14 protein-coding genes, 1 tRNA gene and 1 pseudogene are annotated in these 20,764 nt (G+C 68.7%); 13 read left to right on the top strand and 3 right to left on the bottom strand.

The genetic code is table 11. From position 1 onward, the window contains the following. Positions 1-72 precede the first annotated feature (72 nt). Together OG764_RS15480 and OG764_RS15475 are read left to right on the top strand one after the other, a co-directional pair. Positions 73-1,143 (top strand): annotated as a pseudogene (locus tag OG764_RS15480) (UDP-N-acetylmuramate dehydrogenase); the annotation flags it as partial. A gap of 92 nt (positions 1,144-1,235) precedes the next feature. After that, positions 1,236-1,715: a hypothetical protein gene (locus OG764_RS15475; protein WP_328968999.1), complete on the top strand. Its 480-nt coding sequence runs from the start codon at positions 1,236-1,238 to the stop codon at positions 1,713-1,715. Here the strand turns inward: OG764_RS15475 and OG764_RS15470 are convergent. Together OG764_RS15470 and OG764_RS15465 are read right to left on the bottom strand one after the other, a co-directional pair. Further along, positions 1,650-2,669 carry an adenosine deaminase gene (locus OG764_RS15470; protein ID WP_328968998.1) on the bottom strand — a complete coding sequence of 340 codons (1,020 nt, stop codon included), beginning with the start codon at positions 2,667-2,669 and terminating at the stop codon, positions 1,650-1,652. The genes OG764_RS15475 and OG764_RS15470 overlap by 66 nt on opposite strands. A 140-nt stretch (positions 2,670-2,809) precedes the next feature. Continuing rightward, entirely contained in the window at positions 2,810-4,036 is a 1,227-nt protein-coding gene (locus tag OG764_RS15465) for a pyridoxal phosphate-dependent aminotransferase (protein ID WP_328968997.1), read from the bottom strand. Positions 4,037-4,230: 194 nt separating this feature from the next. On the opposite strand from OG764_RS15465, the gene OG764_RS15460 reads away from it, so the two are divergent. From OG764_RS15460 to OG764_RS15415, 10 genes are all read left to right on the top strand, one after another. Further along, positions 4,231-4,303 (top strand) — tRNA-Trp (locus tag OG764_RS15460). 105 nt (positions 4,304-4,408) lie between these two features. After that, on the top strand, positions 4,409-4,690 hold the full coding sequence (gene secE / locus OG764_RS15455) for a preprotein translocase subunit SecE (protein WP_328968996.1): 282 nt from the start codon (positions 4,409-4,411) through the stop codon (positions 4,688-4,690). 86 nt (positions 4,691-4,776) lie between these two features. Continuing rightward, complete coding sequence (nusG, locus tag OG764_RS15450; protein ID WP_328968995.1) at positions 4,777-5,706, top strand: transcription termination/antitermination protein NusG; 930 nt, start codon at positions 4,777-4,779, stop codon at positions 5,704-5,706. A 178-nt stretch (positions 5,707-5,884) separates the two neighbouring features. Beyond that, positions 5,885-6,319, top strand: a complete 435-nt coding sequence (rplK, locus tag OG764_RS15445; protein ID WP_266785572.1) for a 50S ribosomal protein L11 — start codon at positions 5,885-5,887, stop codon at positions 6,317-6,319. Between the two features lie 85 nt (positions 6,320-6,404). Next, positions 6,405-7,127, top strand: a complete 723-nt coding sequence (gene rplA, locus OG764_RS15440; RefSeq protein WP_328968994.1) for a 50S ribosomal protein L1 — start codon at positions 6,405-6,407, stop codon at positions 7,125-7,127. Between the two features lie 132 nt (positions 7,128-7,259). Next, on the top strand, positions 7,260-8,135 hold the full coding sequence (locus tag OG764_RS15435; RefSeq protein ID WP_328968993.1) for a hypothetical protein: 876 nt from the start codon (positions 7,260-7,262) through the stop codon (positions 8,133-8,135). 248 nt (positions 8,136-8,383) lie between these two features. Beyond that, positions 8,384-8,911 (top strand): 50S ribosomal protein L10, encoded by a 528-nt coding sequence (gene rplJ, locus OG764_RS15430; protein ID WP_328968992.1) that lies wholly within the window; start codon positions 8,384-8,386, stop codon positions 8,909-8,911. 110 nt (positions 8,912-9,021) lie between these two features. Next, positions 9,022-9,405, top strand: a complete 384-nt coding sequence (gene rplL, locus OG764_RS15425) for a 50S ribosomal protein L7/L12 (protein WP_328968991.1) — start codon at positions 9,022-9,024, stop codon at positions 9,403-9,405. Between the two features lie 558 nt (positions 9,406-9,963). Continuing rightward, positions 9,964-13,446, top strand: a complete 3,483-nt coding sequence (gene rpoB / locus OG764_RS15420; protein ID WP_328968990.1) for a DNA-directed RNA polymerase subunit beta — start codon at positions 9,964-9,966, stop codon at positions 13,444-13,446. A gap of 101 nt (positions 13,447-13,547) precedes the next feature. Further along, a complete protein-coding gene (locus OG764_RS15415; RefSeq protein ID WP_328968989.1) occupies positions 13,548-17,447 on the top strand; it encodes a DNA-directed RNA polymerase subunit beta' in 3,900 nt (1,299 codons plus the stop codon). An 81-nt stretch (positions 17,448-17,528) separates the two neighbouring features. Here the strand turns inward: OG764_RS15415 and OG764_RS15410 are convergent, their stop codons facing one another. Then, the gene (locus tag OG764_RS15410) at positions 17,529-20,018 is read right to left on the bottom strand and encodes a YfhO family protein (RefSeq protein WP_328973022.1); all 2,490 of its coding nucleotides are present in this window, start codon (positions 20,016-20,018) and stop codon (positions 17,529-17,531) included. 373 nt (positions 20,019-20,391) lie between these two features. On the opposite strand from OG764_RS15410, the gene rpsL reads away from it, so the two are divergent. Further along, entirely contained in the window at positions 20,392-20,763 is a 372-nt protein-coding gene (gene rpsL, locus OG764_RS15405; RefSeq protein ID WP_007265893.1) for a 30S ribosomal protein S12, read from the top strand. Position 20,764 lies beyond the last annotated feature (1 nt).

Here is a 20,764-nt window from a genome sequence, read left to right as displayed (position 1 = left end):
GCGGTGTGAGCAACCGCGCACCGGGAACCCCCGTACGGTCCGTGGCCCCGCCGGGAAGGCAGGGCCACGGACCGTACTCTTGTCCACGTGCAGGAACTCCACGACGCCCCCCTCGCCCCGCTGACCACCTTCCGGCTCGGCGGTCCGGCCACCCGGCTGGTCACCGCGACCACCGACGCAGAAGTCGTCGACGCCGTCCGCGCGGCCGACTCCCAGGGCACCCCGCTCCTGGTCATCGGAGGCGGCAGCAACCTCGTCATCGGGGACAAGGGCTTCGAGGGCACCGCCCTGCGCATCGCGACCACCGGCGTCCGCATCGACGGCACCACCGTGGAGCTCGCCGCCGGCGAGAACTGGAGCGACGCCGTCGCCCGCACCGTCGAGGCAGGCCTGGCCGGCCTCGAATGCCTCGCCGGCATCCCCGGCTCGGCCGGCGCCACCCCGATCCAGAACGTCGGCGCCTACGGCCAGGAAGTCTCCGGCACCATCACCGAGGTCGTCGCCTACGACCGCAGCCGCGGCGAAACGGTCACCCTGACCAACGCCGAGTGCGAGTTCTCCTACCGCCACAGCCGCTTCAAGGACCGGCCCGACCGGTACGTCGTCCTGCGCGTGCGCTTCGGCCTGGAGGACGCCGACGGCCTGTCCGCCCCGCTCCGGTACCCCGAGACGGCCCGCGCCCTCGGCGTCGAGGCCGGCGACCGGGTCCCGCTCGCCGCCGCCCGCGAGACCGTCCTGCGGCTGCGCGCCGGCAAGGGCATGGTGCTGGACCCCGCCGACCACGACACCTGGTCGGCCGGCTCCTTCTTCACCAACCCGATCCTGACCGACGAGGACTACGCCGCCTTCGTCGCGCGCGTCCACGACCGGCTCGGCGCCGACACCGCCCCGCCCGCCTACCCCGCCGGCGAGGGCCGTACGAAGACCTCCGCGGCCTGGCTCATCGACAAGGCGGGCTTCACCAAGGGCTACGGCAGCGGACCCGCCCGCATCTCCACCAAGCACCCCCTCGCCCTGACCAACCGCGGCGAGGCCACCACCGAGGACCTCCTGGCACTCGCCCGCGAGGTCGTCGCGGGAGTCCACGCCGCCTTCGGCGTCACCCTGATCAACGAACCGGTGACGGTCGGCGTCAGCATCTGAGGACACACCCGAGAAGACCCGAGGACACCGGAGGACCGCGGCCGGCCATGCGCTGCCCCCTGCACGGGACCGGAACGGATCCCACACGCCTGGTGGGACGGACGATCGAGCGGATCGTCGCGTCCTGGCACGTCTACGAGGGCGAACGCTCCGAGGTCCCCCTCGACGTCTGGCTGATCGACGGCCTCGGCGACGCCACCCGCATCACCACCGGATCCGACTGGTGCCTGATCGTCGAGGCCTCCGCCCCGCACGAGTCCTACGAGTCGCACGACATGGGCGCCTGGGGCCGCATCGAGATCGGCGAGGACCTCGGCGACCACCCGCTCCTGCGCCACCTCGGCGAAACGATCTCCTCGGTCGCCGAATTCGCCCTGCCCGAACACGGCCGCACCCACCTGGAGATCGGCTTCCCCGGCGGCCAGGTGCGCGCCGACTGCCACGAGGGCGACCTGCGCCTCACCCGGATCGGCAGCGCGCCGCCCGCCCCCGCCGGCCGGCCCCCGTCAGCCCGCGAGCCAGTCGTCGATGCCCGCGAGGAGCTTCGCACGGACACCCTCGGGCGCCGCTGAGCCTCGCACCGACTGCCGTGCCAGCTCGGCCAGCTCCGGGTCCGTGAACCCGTGGTGGCGGCGGGCGATCTCGTACTGCGCGGCCAGCCGCGACCCGAACAGCAGCGGGTCGTCCGCCCCCAGCGCCATCGGGACCCCGGCGTCGAACAGCGTCCGCAGCGGCACGTCCTCGGGCTTCTCGTAGACGCCCAGCGCCACGTTGGACGCCGGACAGACCTCGCAGGTCACCCCGCGCTCCGCGAGCTTGCGCAGCAGCCGCGGGTCCTCCGCCGCCCGTACGCCGTGCCCGATCCGGGAGGCGTGCAGATCGTCCAGGCAGTCCCGCACCGAGGCGGGGCCGGTCAGCTCCCCGCCGTGCGGGGCGGCGAGCAGCCCGCCCTCCCGGGCGATGGCGAAGGCACGGTCGAAGTCGCGGGCCATGCCCCGGCGCTCGTCGTTGGACAGCCCGAACCCGACGACGCCGCGGTCCGCGTACCGCACCGCGAGGCGGGCCAGGGTGCGGGCGTCGAGCGGGTGCTTCATGCGGTTCGCCGCGATCAGCACCCGGATCCCGAGCCCGGTGTCCCGGGACGCGGCGTCGACCGCGTCGAGGATGACCTCGATGGCCGGGATCATCCCGCCGAGCAGCGGGGCGTACGAGGTGGGGTCGACCTGGATCTCCAGCCAGCCGCCGCCGTCCCGGACGTCCTCCTCGGCGGCCTCGCGGACCAGCCGGTGGATGTCGTCCGGCTCGCGCAGACAGGCGCGGGCGGCGTCGTAGAGGCGCTGGAAACGGAACCAGCCGCGCTCGTCCGTGGCACGGAGCTTGGGCGGCTCGTCCGCGGTCAGCGCGTCGGGCAGCCGCACGCCGTACTTGTCGGCGAGCTCCAGCAGCGTCGAGGGCCGCATCGACCCGGTGAAGTGCAGGTGCAGGTGGGCTTTTGGCAGAAGCGTGAGATCGCGTACGTGCTCCATTTGCTGATCCTGCCGCACGAACGGGTGGTTTGGGAGGGCGTTTTCCCGATCGTGGAGCCGTCCGAACGCAAAAGCGGGCAGTGCCCCGAGTGAGGCACTGCCCGTTTTCGTGTGCTGCGGGACCCGCGGGTCCTACCGGATCAGGCCTTGGCCTCGGCCAGCAGGTTCTGGATCCGGGTGACGCCCTCGACCAGGTCGTCGTCGCCGAGCGCGTACGACAGGCGCAGGTAGCCGGGGGTGCCGAAGGCCTCACCGGGGACGACCGCGACCTCGGCCTCGTCCAGGATCAGCGCGGCGAGCTCGACGGAGCTCTGCGGGCGCTTGCCGCGGATCTCCTTGCCGAGCAGCTCCTTGACCGACGGGTAGGCGTAGAACGCGCCCTCCGGGGTCGGGCAGAACACGCCGTCGATCTCGTTGAGCATCTTCACCATGGTCTGGCGGCGGCGGTCGAAGGCCTTGCGCATCTCCGCGACGGCGTCCAGGTTGCCCGAGACGGCGGCCAGCGCGGCGATCTGCGCCACGTTGGAGACGTTCGAGGTCGCGTGCGACTGGAGGTTCGTCGCCGCCTTGACCACGTCCTTGGGGCCGATGACCCACCCGACGCGCCAGCCGGTCATCGCGTACGTCTTGGCGACGCCGTTCACGACGATGCACTTGTCGGCCAGCTCGGGGACCAGCACCGGCAGCGAGGTGAACGTCGCGTCGCCGTAGACCAGGTGCTCGTAGATCTCGTCGGTCAGCACCCACAGGCCGTGCTCGGCGGCCCAGCGGCCGATCGCGCGGGCGTCGTCCTCGCTGTAGACCGCACCCGTCGGGTTCGAGGGGGAGACGAACAGGACGACCTTGGTGCGCTCGGTGCGCGCGGCCTCCAGCTGCTCGACGCTCACCCGGTAGCCGGTGGTCTCGTCGGCGACGACATCGACGGGGACGCCGCCCGCCAGCCGGATCGACTCCGGGTAGGTGGTCCAGTACGGGGCCGGGACGATGACCTCGTCGCCCGGGTCCAGGATCGCGGCGAAGGCCTCGTAGATCGCCTGCTTGCCGCCGTTGGTCACCAGCACCTGGGCCGGGTCGACCGCGTACCCGGAGTCGCGCAGGGTCTTCTCGGCGATCGCCTTCTTCAGCTCCGGCAGACCGCCGGCCGGCGTGTAGCGGTGGAACTTCGGGTCGCGGCAGGCCTCGACCGCGGCCTCGACGATGTAGTCCGGGGTCGGGAAGTCGGGCTCGCCCGCACCGAAGCCGATCACCGGGCGCCCGGCGGCCTTGAGGGCCTTGGCCTTGGCGTCGACGGCGAGGGTGGCGGACTCGGAAATGGCGCCGATACGGGCGGACACCCGGCGCTCGGAGGGAGGCGTTGCAGAGGTCATGCGGCCCATCGTCCCAGAAGGAAATCGGGGCCCGCACACCGTTTCAGGGACCGGACGTCAGCCGTCCGGATCGCGTCTGTTCGACGTCGGGACCAAGACCACGTACACTCACCTGTCGTTGGCCCTCGCCGATCGCACAGAACGCGTGCACTCCGTGCACTCGCTCCGATGCGGTAGGTTTGGGGACGCAACAAAGGGTCGTAGCTCAATTGGTAGAGCACTGGTCTCCAAAACCAGCGGTTGGGGGTTCGAGTCCCTCCGGCCCTGCTCCACACTCCTTCTCCGGATGTGTGCGCAGGTACGTACTTCGATGCCACGCCGTGCGGCTCAACCGGGCGCGGCACGGCCATGACCCGGATTCAGGTGAGAGACGTGACGGACGCCCTGGGCTCCATCGACATGCCTGACGCCGATGACGACACCCGCGAGAAGAAGGCCCGAAAGGGCGGCAAGCGCGGTAAGAAGGGCCCCCTGGGCCGCCTCGCGCTGTTCTACCGCCAGATCGTGGCGGAACTCCGCAAGGTCGTATGGCCCACCCGTAACCAGCTGACGACGTACACCACTGTGGTGATTGTCTTCGTCGTCATCATGATCGGTCTCGTTACCGTGATTGACTATGGGTTCCAGGAAGCCATCAAGTACGTCTTCGGCTGATCCCCGCGGAGGGCGGCGCCTTGACAGGGCTGCCGCCCCTTTTCGCATGTTCCACCACACTTTGTATCCAGGAAGAAGCAGCCACCGTGTCTGACCCGAACCTGAACGTGAGCCACGACTCCGTCGAGTCCGTCGAGGACGAGCTCGACATCGTCGAGGCGGCGGACGCTGTGGACCCTGACGAGGTTGAGACCGCCGACGCCGAGGCGGGTGAGCCGGCCGAGGAGGCCGCGCTGCACGCCGAGGGCGACGCGGACGACGAAGGCGAGTCCGACGAGGACGCGGCCGACGAGTCCGAGGACGAGGACGAGTCCGGCGACGACGAGGACGACGAAGAGGCCGCCGAGGTCGAGTCCGAGGAAGCGGCCGAGGCCGCCCCGGAGGAGCCCGCCGAGCCCGTCGACCCCATCCAGGCGCTGCGCGACGAACTGCGCCTGCTCCCGGGTGAGTGGTACGTCATCCACACCTACGCGGGCTACGAGAAGCGCGTGAAGGCGAACCTGGAGCAGCGTGCCGTCTCGCTGAACGTCGAGGAGTTCATCTACCAGGCCGAAGTGCCCGAGGAAGAGATCGTCCAGATCAAGAACGGCGAGCGCAAGAACGTCCGCCAGAACAAGCTTCCCGGCTACGTCCTGGTCCGCATGGACCTCACCAACGAGTCGTGGGGTGTCGTCCGCAACACGCCGGGCGTCACCGGCTTCGTGGGCAACGCGTACGACCCGTACCCGCTGACCCTGGACGAGATCGTCAAGATGCTCGCCCCGGAGGCGCAGGAGAAGGCCGCCAAGGCCGCCGCGGAGGAGGCCGGCCTGCCGGCGCCCGCCGTCAAGCGCACCATCGAGGTCCTGGACTTCGAGGTCGGCGACTCGGTCACCGTCACGGACGGCCCGTTCGCCACGCTCCAGGCGACGATCAACGAGATCAACCCGGACTCGAAGAAGGTCAAGGGTCTCGTCGAGATCTTCGGCCGCGAGACCCCGGTCGAGCTCAGCTTCGACCAGATCCAGAAGAACTGATCCGGCGGATCCGGCTCTTCTGAAGCGCAGCTTTCGGACAGGTCAGACCAGCCCTGGAGGGCGGTCTGACCTGCTCGGTTTTCAGCCTCGCACCCATACCCGTTATCGTGGTGCGGTATGCCTCCATCCGGATGACCGGCTGGCGGCGAAAAACTCTCACTAGGACCCGGAGAGAGCAATGCCTCCCAAGAAGAAGAAGGTCACGGGGCTTATCAAGCTCCAGATCAAGGCCGGCGCGGCCAACCCGGCTCCGCCGGTCGGCCCCGCGCTCGGTCAGCACGGCGTCAACATCATGGAGTTCTGCAAGGCCTACAACGCCGCGACCGAGTCGCAGCGTGGCATGGTCGTGCCGGTGGAGATCACGGTCTACGAGGACCGCTCCTTCACCTTCATCACCAAGACTCCGCCGGCGGCGCGCCTCATCCTGAAGCACGCGGGCGTGGAGAAGGGCTCCGGCGAGCCCCACAAGACCAAGGTCGCCAAGCTCACCGGCGCCCAGGTCCGCGAGATCGCCGAGCTGAAGATGCCCGACCTGAACGCCAACGACATCGACGCCGCCGTGAAGATCATTTCCGGCACCGCGCGCTCGATGGGCATCACCGTCGAAGGCTGATCCAGCCACCCCCAGCACCACCAGTGGTAGGGCCAAGCGCTGGTCCGCACCACGACTCCACGCCTGAAACAACACAGGAGCAGAAGTGAAGCGCAGCAAGACTCTCCGCGCTGCGGACGCCAAGGTCGACCGGGAGAAGCTGTACGCCCCGCTCGAGGCCGTCCGTCTCGCCAAGGAGACCTCCGCCGTCAAGTTCGACGCGACCGTCGAGGTTGCCTTCCGCCTGGGTGTCGACCCGCGCAAGGCCGACCAGATGGTCCGTGGCACCGTGAACCTCCCGCACGGCACCGGTAAGACCGCCCGGGTCCTGGTCTTCGCGACCGGTGACCGTGCTGCGGCCGCGGAAGCCGCCGGCGCCGACATCGTCGGCTCGGACGAACTGATCGACGAGGTCGCGAAGGGCCGTCTGGACTTCGACGCGGTCGTCGCCACCCCGGACCTCATGGGCAAGGTCGGCCGCCTCGGCCGCGTGCTCGGTCCGCGTGGTCTGATGCCCAACCCGAAGACCGGCACGGTCACCATGGACGTGGCGAAGGCTGTCACGGACATCAAGGGCGGCAAGATCGAGTTCCGCGTCGACAAGCACTCGAACCTGCACTTCATCATCGGCAAGGTCTCCTTCACCGATGAGCAGCTGGTCGAGAACTACGGCGCGGCCCTGGACGAGATCCTCCGTCTGAAGCCGTCCGCCGCCAAGGGCCGCTACATCAAGAAGGCCGCCCTGGCGACCACGATGGGCCCCGGCATCCAGCTGGACTCCAACCGCACCCGGAACCTCCTCGTCGAAGAGGACCCGGCCGCGGTCTGAGCCTGACGGCTCGCTGAAACACGAGCCCGGCCCCGCACCTCTCCGGAGGTGCGGGGCCGGGCTTTTTCGTTTTCCCGCCGTCCGTATGCACGGGTAGGGTCGAACGCGTTTGCCGAAACTCTGGGGGGAACCATGCACGCGTACCAGAAGAAGACCGCCGGGGCGCTGCTCGCCGCCGCACTGTTGGCCGTAGCGGCGACCGGTTGCGAGGACGGGGCCAAGGAGGGGGCCGGGAAGGCCGCCGACGGCTCCAAGGCCGCAGGCGGCGCCGTGAACGCCTCGCCCGCCGTCGCCCTGGAGCGGGCCAAGAAGAAGTCCAAGGACATCAGCTCGCTGCGGTACACCATGAGCGGGCAGACGCCGGAGGGCAAGGTCGCGGCCGAGGCCCGTCTGGTGCTCAAGCCCAAGGTGGCCATGTCCATGAAGATGGAGTCGCCGGAGAAGCCGGGCGAGAAGTTCGAGGTGCGCCTCGTCGACGGTGCGATGTACATCGGCGGCGGCGCGGAGACCGCGAAGGAGCTCGGCGGCAAGCGCTGGATGAAGCTCGACATGAAGGCGCTGAACGGACAGGCTCCCAAGCAGCTGGACTCCCTCGGCTCGCAGAGCGGCCAGAACCCGGCCGACCAGGCCAGCGAGCTGTCCGCCGCCAAGGACCTCAAGAAGGTCGGCGACGAGAGCATCGACGGGCAGCCGACCACGCACTACGCGGGCACCGTCACCCTCGACCAGATGCGCGCCGGCATCGCCGCCGACCCGCAGACCAAGGAGCGCCGGGAGAAGTCCCTCAAGCAGTACGAGGACCTCGGGATCAAGGCGCTGAACATGGACATGTGGATCGGCAAGGACGACACCACCAAGCAGTTCCGCATCCGCGCCAAGGGCACCAAGGGCCCCGTGGACATGACGGTGAAGTTCCTGGACTACAACAAGTCCGTGCAGGTCACGGCCCCGCCGGCCGGTGAGGTCATGGACCTGGCCGCGATGATGAAGGGCGCCGGCAAGGCCTGATTTGCCTTCGCGTATCCCGTTCACGTACTCTTCCGAAGAAGCCAAAGACCGCTGGTCGTTGCCGTGCCCTTCACGGGGTGCGGCGGCCGAAGGATCCGTTGACGACGGACGACCCGCGTAGGTGACTGTGGAAAGCTCCCGGACTTTACCGTCTGGTCGAGCTACGCCCCGTGCGCCTGCGCCGGGGCGTTTTGTTTTGTTCAGCCCCTTCTGAGCGGTCCTCATCACCCGGAAGGAGGCCGACGCTCATGGCAAGGCCCGACAAGGCTGCCGCGGTAGCCGAGCTCACGGACGCGTTCCAGAGCTCGAACGCCGCCGTGCTGACCGAGTACCGGGGTCTCACCGTGGCGCAGCTCAAGACGCTGCGTCGTTCGCTCGGTGAGAACGCCCAGTACGCCGTGGTGAAGAACACGCTGACCAAGATTGCGGCCAACCAGGCCGGGATCACCGCGCTGGACGAGCACTTCGCTGGTCCGACCGCGGTCGCCTTCATCACCGGTGACCCGGTGGAGTCGGCGAAGAGTCTGCGTGACTTCGCCAAGGAAAACCCGAACCTCATCATCAAGGGCGGTGTCCTTGACGGTAAGGCGCTGACCGCCGATGAGATCAAGAAGCTCGCGGACCTCGAGTCCCGCGAGGTTCTGCTCAGCAAGCTGGCCGGCGCGTTCAAGGGCAAGCAGTCCCAGGCTGCCTCGCTCTTCCAGGCGCTGCCGTCGAAGTTCGTCCGCACTGCGGAAGCGCTTCGCGTCAAGCTCGCCGAGGGCGGTGCCGAGTAATTCGGCTCGCGCACTGATCCACGCCGCCTAGTGCGTGGGTCGTAGCGGGCCGTCACGCCCGCCTCTGTATACATCCGGCACCTGCCGATTTAGTGGAAGGATCGCCCATCATGGCGAAGCTCTCTCAGGACGACCTCCTCGCCCAGTTCGAGGAGATGACCCTCATCGAGCTCTCCGAGTTCGTGAAGGCCTTCGAGGAGAAGTTCGACGTCACCGCCGCCGCGGCCGTCGCCGTTGCCGGTCCGGCCGGCCCGGGCGCCGTTGCCGAGGCCGAGGAGGAGAAGGACGAGTTCGACGTCATCCTCACCGGTGCGGGCGACAAGAAGATCCAGGTCATCAAGGTCGTGCGTGAGCTGACCTCCCTGGGCCTGAAGGAGGCCAAGGACCTCGTCGACGGCACCCCGAAGCCGGTCCTCGAGAAGGTCAACAAGGAGGCCGCCGAGAAGGCTGCCGAGTCCCTCAAGGCTGCCGGCGCGGCTGTCGAGGTCAAGTAACACCTCTGGGGCCTCCTGCTAGGTCCCTGCGAAGGGCGATCACCCGTATGGGTGGTCGCCCTTTGGCGTACCCGCAGTGCCTGACTTGCCCCGGTCTCGTTGGGGAGTAGGGTGATCTTCGTTGCCCTCGCTGCCCCTCCGAACGGGCTCGGTGATGATCCGCACGGGGCAGGGGGCCTTGACGAACGGCACGAGGCGCGCAATTCTCAGGACCGTCGCTACGTCGATCCAAAATCCGAGGCATGGATCGACTACGAAGAGGGCAGTATCGATACGCGCTCTGTGTACGAGGGCCGCAGCGTTGAACAACAAGGGGAAGGCCTGTTGCCGGATTCCGGAAACCTGGTCTGGACATCAGTGAGCCAAGTGGCTACACTGACCCTTTGCGCTGCCTGTTAGCTGCCCCCTGCCCGTCGCCAGGGGCATGCCCACGCTAGAGCACACCTGATTGATCCCCTCTGACCTGGCTTTTTGGTCACTCGAAGAGGCATCCGTCTTCTGTGTACGGCTGGGACCGGTACGCGCGTAGTGAGTCCGAGCCCTCGGAAGGACCCCCTCTTGGCCGCCTCGCGCAACGCCTCGACCAATATGAACAACGGCGCCAGCACTGCCCCGCTGCGCATCTCCTTTGCAAAGATCAAGGAGCCCCTCGAGGTTCCGAACCTCCTGGCGCTGCAGACCGAAAGCTTTGACTGGCTGCTCGGCAATGCCGCCTGGAAGGCTCGCGTCGAGTCGGCTCTCGAGAGTGGACAGGACGTCCCCACCAAGTCCGGTCTGGAAGAGATCTTCGAGGAGATCTCGCCGATCGAGGACTTCTCCGGGTCGATGTCGCTGACCTTCCGCGACCACCGCTTCGAGCCCGCGAAGAACTCCGTCGACGAGTGCAAGGACCGCGACTTCACGTACGCGGCGCCGCTCTTCGTCACGGCCGAGTTCACGAACAACGAGACCGGCGAGATCAAGTCTCAGACGGTCTTCATGGGCGACTTCCCGCTCATGACCAACAAGGGCACGTTCGTCATCAACGGCACCGAGCGTGTCGTCGTGTCCCAGCTCGTGCGTTCGCCCGGTGTCTACTTCGACTCCTCCATCGACAAGACGTCCGACAAGGACATCTTCTCCGCCAAGATCATCCCGTCCCGGGGTGCCTGGCTGGAGATGGAGGTCGACAAGCGCGACATGGTCGGCGTCCGCATCGACCGCAAGCGCAAGCAGTCCGTCACCGTCCTCCTGAAGGCTCTCGGCTGGACCACCGAGCAGATCCTCGAGGAGTTCGGCGAGTACGAGTCCATGCGCGCCACCCTGGAGAAGGACCACACCCAGGGCCAGGACGACGCGCTGCTCGACATCTACCGCAAGCTGCGTCCGGGCGAGCCGCCGACCCGTGAGGCCGCGCAGACGCTGCTCGAGAACCTGTACTTCAACCCGAAGCGCTACGACCTCGCCAAGGTCGGCCGCTACAAGGTCAACAAGAAGCTCGGGGCCGACGAGCCGCTCGACGCCGGTGTGCTCACCACCGACGACGTGATCGCGACGATCAAGTACCTGGTCAAGCTGCACGCCGGCGAGACCGACACGATCGGCGAGAACGGCAACTCGATCGTCGTCGAGACCGACGACATCGACCACTTCGGCAACCGTCGTCTGCGCAACGTCGGCGAGCTCATCCAGAACCAGGTCCGCACGGGTCTGGCTCGTATGGAGCGCGTCGTGCGTGAGCGCATGACGACCCAGGACGTCGAGGCGATCACGCCGCAGACCCTGATCAACATCCGGCCGGTCGTCGCCTCCATCAAGGAGTTCTTCGGCACCAGCCAGCTGTCGCAGTTCATGGACCAGAACAACCCGCTGTCGGGTCTCACCCACAAGCGCCGTCTGTCGGCGCTTGGCCCGGGTGGTCTCTCCCGTGAGCGGGCCGGCTTCGAGGTCCGTGACGTGCACCCGTCGCACTACGGCCGCATGTGCCCGATCGAGACCCCCGAAGGCCCGAACATCGGTCTGATCGGCTCGCTCGCCTCCTACGGCCGCGTCAACGCGTTCGGCTTCGTGGAGACCCCGTACCGCAAGGTCGTCGAGGGCGTCGTCACCGACGACGTCGACTACCTGACCGCGGACGAGGAAGACCGCTTCGTCATCGCCCAGGCCAACGCCGGCCTGTCCGAGGACATGCGCTTCACCGAGAACCGCGTGCTGGTCCGCCGTCGTGGCGGCGAGATCGACTACATCGCCGGCGACGACGTCGACTACATGGACGTCTCCCCGCGCCAGATGGTGTCCGTCGCGACCGCGATGATCCCCTTCCTGGAGCACGACGACGCCAACCGCGCCCTCATGGGCGCGAACATGATGCGCCAGGCCGTTCCGCTCATCAAGGCGGAGGCGCCGCTCGTCGGCACCGGCATGGAGTACCGCTGTGCGGTCGACGCCGGTGACTCGATCCGCGCGGAGAAGGACGGTGTGGTCCAGGAGGTCTCGGCCGACTACATCACCGTCGGGAACGACGACGGCACGTACACCACGTACCGCGTCGCGAAGTTCTCCCGCTCGAACCAGGGCACCTCGGTCAACCAGAAGGTCATCGTCAACGAGGGCGACCGGATCGTTGAGTCCCAGGTCCTCGCCGACGGACCGGCGACCGAAGAGGGCGAAATGGCCCTCGGCAAGAACCTGCTCGTGGCCTTCATGCCGTGGGAGGGTCACAACTACGAGGACGCGATCATCCTGTCGCAGCGCCTCGTGCAGGACGACGTCCTCTCCTCGATCCACATCGAGGAGCACGAGGTCGACGCCCGTGACACCAAGCTCGGCCCCGAGGAGATCACCCGGGACATCCCGAACGTCTCCGAGGAGGTCCTCGCGGACCTCGACGAGCGCGGCATCATCCGCATCGGTGCGGACGTCGTCGCCGGCGACATCCTGGTCGGCAAGGTCACGCCCAAGGGTGAGACCGAGCTGACCCCGGAGGAGCGCCTGCTCCGCGCGATCTTCGGTGAGAAGGCCCGCGAGGTGCGCGACACCTCGCTCAAGGTGCCTCACGGTGAGATCGGCAAGGTCATCGGTGTCCGCGTCTTCGACCGCGAGGAGGGCGACGAGCTTCCCCCGGGCGTGAACCAGCTGGTCCGCGTCTACGTCGCCCAGAAGCGCAAGATCACCGACGGTGACAAGCTCGCCGGCCGTCACGGCAACAAGGGTGTCATCTCCAAGATCCTTCCGATCGAGGACATGCCCTTCCTCGAGGACGGCACCCCGGTCGACATCATCCTCAACCCGCTCGGTGTCCCGTCCCGAATGAACCCGGGACAGGTCCTGGAGATCCACCTCGGCTGGCTCGCCAGCCGCGGCTGGGACGTCTCCGGCCTCGCGGACGAGTGGGCCCAGCGTCTGCAGGTCATCGGCGCCGACAAGGTCGCCCCCGGCACCAACGTCGCCACCCCGGTGTTCGACGGCGCCCGCGAGGACGAGCTGGCCGGCCTGCTGCAGCACACCATCCCGAACCGCGACGGCGAGCGCATGGTGCTCCCGACCGGTAAGGCGCGCCTGTTCGACGGCCGCTCCGGCGAGCCGTTCCCGGACCCGATCTCGGTCGGGTACATGTACATCCTCAAGCTCCACCACCTGGTCGACGACAAGCTCCACGCGCGTTCGACCGGTCCGTACTCGATGATCACGCAGCAGCCGCTGGGTGGTAAGGCGCAGTTCGGTGGCCAGCGCTTCGGTGAGATGGAGGTGTGGGCGCTCGAGGCTTACGGCGCCGCGTACGCCCTCCAGGAGCTGCTGACCATCAAGTCCGACGACGTCACCGGCCGAGTGAAGGTCTACGAGGCCATCGTCAAGGGCGAGAACATCCCCGAGCCGGGCATTCCCGAGTCCTTCAAGGTGCTCATCAAGGAAATGCAGTCGCTCTGCCTCAACGTGGAGGTGCTGTCCTCGGACGGCATGTCCATCGAGATGCGCGACACCGACGAGGACGTCTTCCGCGCAGCGGAGGAGCTCGGTATCGACCTGTCCCGGCGCGAGCCGAGCAGCGTCGAAGAGGTCTGACGGGCCTGACGGGGGGCTCCCTGAAGGAGCCCCCCGTCACCCCCGGGACCGTTCAGACCACTGATCAAGAGACACGACCCCGAAAGAGGGATTGACGCACAGTGCTCGACGTCAACTTCTTCGACGAGCTGCGGATCGGCCTTGCCACCGCGGACGACATCCGAACCTGGTCGCACGGCGAGGTCAAGAAGCCGGAGACCATCAACTACCGCACCCTGAAGCCCGAGAAGGACGGACTCTTCTGCGAGAAGATCTTCGGTCCGACCCGGGACTGGGAGTGCTACTGCGGCAAGTACAAGCGTGTCCGCTTCAAGGGCATCATCTGTGAGCGCTGTGGCGTCGAAGTCACGCGCGCCAAGGTGCGCCGTGAGCGGATGGGCCACATCGAGCTCGCCGCTCCCGTCACCCACATCTGGTACTTCAAGGGCGTTCCGTCGCGTCTTGGCTACCTGCTGGACCTCGCGCCGAAGGACCTCGAGAAGGTCATCTACTTCGCCGCGTACATGATCACGTTCGTGGACGACGAGCGCCGCACCCGCGACCTTCCGTCGCTGGAGGCCCACGTCTCCGTCGAGCGCCAGCAGATCGAGAACCGTCGCGACTCGGACCTCGAAGGCCGGGCCAAGAAGCTCGAGACGGACCTCGCCGAGCTCGAGGCCGAGGGCGCCAAGGCCGACGTGCGCCGCAAGGTGCGCGAAGGTGCCGAGCGCGAGATGAAGCAGCTGCGCGACCGTGCGCAGCGCGAGATCGACCGTCTGGACGAGGTCTGGTCGCGCTTCAAGAACCTCAAGGTCCAGGACCTGGAGGGCGACGAGCTCCTCTACCGCGAGCTGCGTGACCGCTTCGGCACGTACTTCGACGGTTCGATGGGTGCCGCGGCGCTGCAGAAGCGCCTGGAGTCCTTCGACCTGGAGGAGGAGGCCGAGCGCCTCCGCGAGATCATCCGTACCGGCAAGGGCCAGAAGAAGACCCGTGCGCTCAAGCGCCTCAAGGTCGTCTCCGCGTTCCTGCAGACCAGCAACAGCCCCAAGGGCATGGTTCTGGACTGCGTCCCGGTCATCCCGCCGGACCTTCGTCCGATGGTGCAGCTGGACGGTGGCCGCTTCGCGACCTCCGACCTGAACGACCTGTACCGCCGCGTGATCAACCGCAACAACCGCCTGAAGCGCCTTCTCGACCTCGGTGCCCCCGAGATCATCGTGAACAACGAGAAGCGCATGCTCCAGGAGGCCGTCGACGCCCTCTTCGACAACGGTCGTCGTGGTCGTCCGGTGACCGGTCCCGGCAACCGTCCCCTGAAGTCCCTCAGCGACATGCTGAAGGGCAAGCAGGGTCGATTCCGCCAGAACCTCCTCGGCAAGCGCGTGGACTATTCCGCGCGTTCCGTGATCGTCGTCGGTCCGCAGCTGAAGCTGCACCAGTGTGGTCTGCCCAAGGCCATGGCGCTGGAGCTCTTCAAGCCGTTCGTGATGAAGCGCCTGGTCGACCTGAACCACGCGCAGAACATCAAGAGCGCCAAGCGGATGGTCGAGCGCGGCCGCACGGTCGTGTACGACGTCCTCGAAGAGGTCATCGCCGAGCACCCGGTCCTGCTGAACCGTGCGCCCACGCTGCACCGCCTCGGCATCCAGGCCTTCGAGCCCCAGCTGGTCGAAGGCAAGGCCATCCAGATCCACCCGCTCGTCTGCACCGCGTTCAACGCGGACTTCGACGGTGACCAGATGGCCGTGCACCTGCCGCTCTCCGCGGAGGCGCAGGCCGAGGCCCGCATCCTGATGCTGTCCTCGAACAACATCCTCAAGCCGGCCGACGGCCGTCCGGTCACGATGCCGACCCAGGACATGGTCCTCGGTCTGTTCTTCCTGACCACCGACGGTGAGCTGCGTGACACCAAGGGCGAGGGCCGCGCGTTCGGCTCCACGGCCGAGGCGATCATGGCGTTCGACGCCGGCGAGCTCGCCCTGCAGTCGCAGGTCGACATCCGCTTCCCGGTGGGCACCATCCCGCCGCGCGGCTGGGTGGCGCCGGTGGCCGAGGAAGGCGAGCAGGAGTTCCAGCCGGGCGACAGCTTCCGTCTGAAGACCTCGCTGGGCCGCGCGCTCTTCAACGAGCTGCTGCCCGAGGACTACCCGTTCGTCGACTACTCGGTGGGCAAGAAGCAGCTCTCCGAGATCGTCAACGACCTGGCGGAGCGCTACCCCAAGGTCATCGTGGCGGCGACGCTCGACAACCTGAAGGCGGCCGGCTTCCACTGGGCGACCCGTTCGGGCGTCACCGTGGCCATCTCCGACGTCGTCGTGCCCGAGGCCAAGAAGGCCATCGTCGCGGGCTACGAGGCGATGGACGAGAAGGTCCAGAAGCAGTACGAGCGCGGTCTGATCACCAAGGACGAGCGCACGCAGGAGCTCATCGCGATCTGGACCAAGGCGACCAACGAGGTTGCCGAGGCGATGAACGCGAACTTCCCCAAGACGAACCCCATCTTCATGATGGTTGACTCGGGTGCCCGAGGAAACATGATGCAGATGCGACAGATCGCCGGTATGCGTGGTCTGGTGTCGAACGCGAAGAACGAGACCATCCCGCGTCCGATCAAGGCGTCCTTCCGTGAGGGCCTCACCGTTCTGGAGTACTTCATCTCCACGCACGGTGCCCGTAAGGGTCTGGCGGACACCGCCCTGCGTACCGCCGACTCGGGTTACCTCACCCGTCGTCTGGTGGACGTCTCGCAGGACGTCATCATCCGCGAGGAGGACTGCGGCACCGAGCGCGGCCTGAAGCTGAAGATCGCCGTTCGCGGCGAGGACGGCGTGCTGCGCAAGGCCGACGACGTCGAGACCTCGATCTACGCCCGCATGCTGGCCGAGGACGTCGTCATCGACGGCAAGGTCATCGCGCCGGCCAACGTCGACCTCGGTGACGTCCTCATCGACGCCCTGGTCGCCAACGGCGTCGAGGAGGTCAAGACCCGCTCGGTCCTGACCTGTGAGTCCGCGGTCGGCACCTGTGCCTTCTGCTACGGACGCTCGCTCGCCACCGGCAAGCTGGTCGACATCGGTGAGGCCGTCGGCATCATCGCGGCCCAGTCCATCGGTGAGCCCGGTACCCAGCTGACGATGCGTACCTTCCACACCGGTGGTGTGGCCGGTGACGACATCACGCAGGGTCTGCCGCGTGTCGTCGAGCTCTTCGAGGCCCGTACCCCGAAGGGTGTCGCGCCGATCTCCGAGGCCGACGGCCGCGTGCGGATCGAGGAGACCGAGAAGACCAAGAAGATCGTCATCACGCCGGACGACGGCTCCGAGGAGACGGCGTTCCCGATCTCCAAGCGCGCCAAGGTCCTCGTGCACGAGGGTGACCACGTCGAGGTGGGCCAGAAGCTCACCGCGGGTGCCACCAACCCGCACGACGTGCTGCGCATCCTCGGTCAGCGTGCGGTCCAGGTCCACCTGGTCGGCGAAGTCCAGAAGGTCTACAACAGCCAGGGCGTGTCGATCCACGACAAGCACATCGAGATCATCATCCGGCAGATGCTCCGCCGCGTGACGATCATCGAGTCGGGCGACGCCGAGCTGCTTCCGGGCGAGCTCGTCGAGCGCGGCCGCTTCGAGACCGAGAACCGTCGTGTGGTCACCGAGGGCGGTCACCCCGCCTCCGGCCGTCCGCAGCTGATGGGTATCACCAAGGCCTCGCTGGCGACCGAGTCGTGGCTGTCCGCGGCGTCCTTCCAGGAGACGACCAGGGTCCTGACCGACGCGGCGATCAACGCCAAGTCGGACTCCCTGATCGGCCTCAAGGAGAACGTCATCATCGGTAAGCTCATCCCGGCCGGTACGGGCCTCGCCCGCTACCGCAACATCCGGGTCGAGCCGACCGAGGAAGCCAAGGCCGCGATGTACTCGGCCGTCGGTTACGACGACATCGACTACTCGCCCTTCGGCACCGGCTCCGGCCAGGCTGTCCCGCTGGAGGACTACGACTACGGCCCGTACAACGGCTGAGAGTCACGCTCGTGAAGAAGCCCCCCGCCGCTCCGTCCGGAGCGGCGGGGGGCTTCTCCCGTTTCCGGGGCAGGGACGGCCTCAGGGGCGGCGGCCGTGGCCGTGGCGGCGGCGCAGGGCGGAAGCGGTGCCGGCGGCCAGGAGCAACAGGCCCAGCCCGCCGCCCGCCAGGCCCCGTACGAAGCCCGGCGGGGTGTAGGTGCAGGAGACCTCGCGGCTGCCGGGGGGGAGGGCCACGGCGAGCAGGCCGTGGAAGGGCCGCTGCGGGGCGGAGCAGTGCCAGCCGGGTCCGGCGGTCGTCGCGAACACCGCGGTACGGGCCCGGGCGGCGCCGTCGGCGGCCGCGGGCAGGGTGGCGGCGAGGGAGTGCCCGCCGGCCCGGATCGCGGTGGCCCCGGTCGCGGTCAGCCGCCGTACCGCCGAGTCCAGGGCGGCCCGGTCCAGGCAGCCCACGGGGTGTGCGGGGGCGTCGCCCGGGCTGCGGGTGCGGACGGCGACGGCCACCCGCCCGTCGGCCGGTACGGGGCCCAGCCGCAGCACGCCGGCCGTCTCGTCCCGCACGGTCAGGGCGGCGCCGCCGTACGTGAGGCGGCCGAGGAGGGCGGGGGAGTACCAGTAGGCCTCGGTGCCCGGGGTGCAGTGGGCGGTGTAGTGCCGCACGCCGGTGACGCCCGGGCCGCGGGTGACGGGCGGGACCTCGTAGACCGTGCTGCCGAGCGCGGCCTCCTGGCGGGCGTACACGCTGTCGGCCGAGTGGGGCGGGGCGTACCGGCCGGTGCGTACGGTCACGAGCGGGGGAGCGGGGAAGGTGTCGCCGGTCCAGCCGCCGCCCGGCTCGGGCCGCACCCGGGCGCCGACCGAGAACAGCGCGTCGAGCACCGGGCTGTCGGAGCCGAAGAGCGTGCGCCCGTCGTTGGTGTAGCCGTACCCGAGGGCGTCGAGCGTGCGGAAGGCGGCCGCCGGCAGGTAGCTGCTGTAGTACTGCGGGCCCTGGGCGCGCAGCGCGAGCCCGTCGTTGTACGAGAGCTCCGGGCGTCCGGGGTCGGTCCGGTACGCGGGCCAGCCGTCCAGCCGGCGGACGGCGGCGAAGCGGGCGTCGACGGCGGGACCGGCGGTGGCCCGGGGCGCGGCCCACTTCTCGCGGGCCCGGCGGGCGTCGGCCACGGCCGCGGAGCCGGCGGACTCGGCGAGCACGGCCGTGGCCATCAGCACGGCGCCGGCCGCCACCAGGCCGCGGCGCCGCCGCGGGCCGCTGCCCCGGAGGTACAGGCACAGCCCGGCGACCGACAGGGAGCCGCCGCCGAGGACCGCGACCCAGGTCCAAGGGGTGAAGTCGTCGCTGTCGCGGAGCAGGAAGGCGGCCGCGGCCAGCAGGCCGGCGGCGAGGACCAGGCGGCCGGGGCGGGGCCGGGCCGCCAGCCCCAGCCAGGCCGTGATCACGAGCAGGCCGGCGAGGACGAAGGTCTCCCGGTAGGGGTTGCCGTTGGGGACCGCCAGGCCGTGCCACGCGTACTGGGTCGGCGGGAACTGGAAGGAGGCCGTGACCAGGACCAGCGCGGCGGCCCAGACCAGCCGGGTGCGGCGGGCCACCGCCGGGTCGAGGAGGAAGGCCAGCGTCAGGACCAGGCCGAGGGAGGCCACGTACAGGCGGGCGTGGCCGCCCCAGTGGTAGGCGCCGGGCAGCAGTCCCGCCAGGAACGGGCCGGTGTCCGTGGGCTCGAAGGTGGCGGCCCGGGTGGGCTGGGCGGCGCGGCTGGCGAGGAGCGCGGGCAGCAGCAGCGGGAGGGTGAGCAGGACGCCGGTGGCCGCGGCGGTCGCGGCGCGCCGGACGGCGCGGATCCGCTGCCGGGCGGAGCAGCGGATCAGGGTCAGGCGCACCGCGAGGAGGACGGCGGCGGCCATCGTGGCCATCATCGCCGTGTAGAAGTTGCCCAGCCAGGCGAGGGCGACCAGCAGGGTGGCGGCCGGCCAGCGGCGCCCCTGGAGGCACCACTCGACGGCGGTGCCGAGCAGCGGCAGCGCGACCAGGCCCCACAGCCACATCGGGATGTACGAGGCGTCGGCCACCGCCCAGCCGCACAGGCCGTAGCAGGCGCCGAGCAGCCCGCGCTGCCAGCCGGGACCCGGGGCGAGCCGGCCGAGGTAGCCGGCCATGAGGGCGGCGGCGAGCCCCAGGGTGAGCGGGGTGAGGGCGAAGACGGCCAGGTCCACGCGGTGCCGGGGGACCAGTACGGCCAGCCAGGACAGGGGGTTGCCCAGGTAGGTGTGGTGATCCGCCAGGAACTGCTGCCCGAAGCCGGTGTGCCAGCTGAGGAACAGGTCGCCGGCCGCCTTGCCGTGGACCACGTCCCACAGCCCCTGGTGGAAGGGCACGTACTGGTTGGCCTGGTCGTTCAGGGCCCGGGGGCGGCCGCCGAAGGGCCGGGCGCCGCGCAGCAGCCAGGCGGTGGTGAAGGCCGTCGTGGTGACGAGGAAGGCGAGGCCCGGTCCGAGCAGGCGGTGGCGTCGGCGGGAGGCCGGGCGGGGTGGCTCGGCGGGCGGGCCTGGAACGGTGATCGGCTCCGCTGCCACGGTCCCCAAGATGCTGCTCCCTACGCTCTGACCTGCTGGTCTCTCCCGACCCGCTGGAACTTTTTGCCGTGAAAGTACCGTTTGAGAGCTTAGGTGCGGGCCGGGCGAAAGGCCCGGAGGTCATCCGGGGGGTCGCGGGGCGTGGGCATTTGTTTTGACCGGAGTGGACGCGATAGGTACGCTCAGACCTTGTGCCTGGGGTGTGCCTGGGCTCCTGTGCGTGTCCATCCACCGCACGAGAGTCCGCAGCGGCCGCCGCAATCTGTGCGTTTCCGCGTTTCGCGGAGGCTTGCAGTGTTCGACACACCCGACCGCGTGGGTCGGCGATGTTCCAGGTTAGTTTTACGATCGGCACACAGAAACCGGAGAAGTAGTGCCTACGATCCAGCAGCTGGTCCGGAAGGGCCGGCAGGACAAGGTCGAGAAGACGAAGACGCCCGCGCTTGAGGCTTCGCCCCAGCGCCGTGGCGTCTGCACGCGTGTGTTCACGACCACCCCGAAGAAGCCGAACTCGGCGCTCCGTAAGGTCGCGCGTGTGCGTCTGACCTCCGGTATCGAGGTCACCGCTTACATTCCGGGTGAGGGACACAACCTGCAGGAGCACTCGATCGTGCTCGTGCGTGGTGGCCGTGTGAAGGACCTGCCGGGTGTTCGTTACAAGATCATCCGCGGTGCGCTTGACACCCAGGCTGTCAAGAACCGCAAGCAGGCCCGCAGCCGCTACGGCGCCAAGAAGGAGAAGTAAG

It is taken from the genome of Streptomyces sp. NBC_00239 (assembly GCF_036194065.1).
Lineage (GTDB): Bacteria > Actinomycetota > Actinomycetes > Streptomycetales > Streptomycetaceae > Streptomyces.
This window is presented reverse-complemented; position numbering and strand designations above follow the sequence as displayed.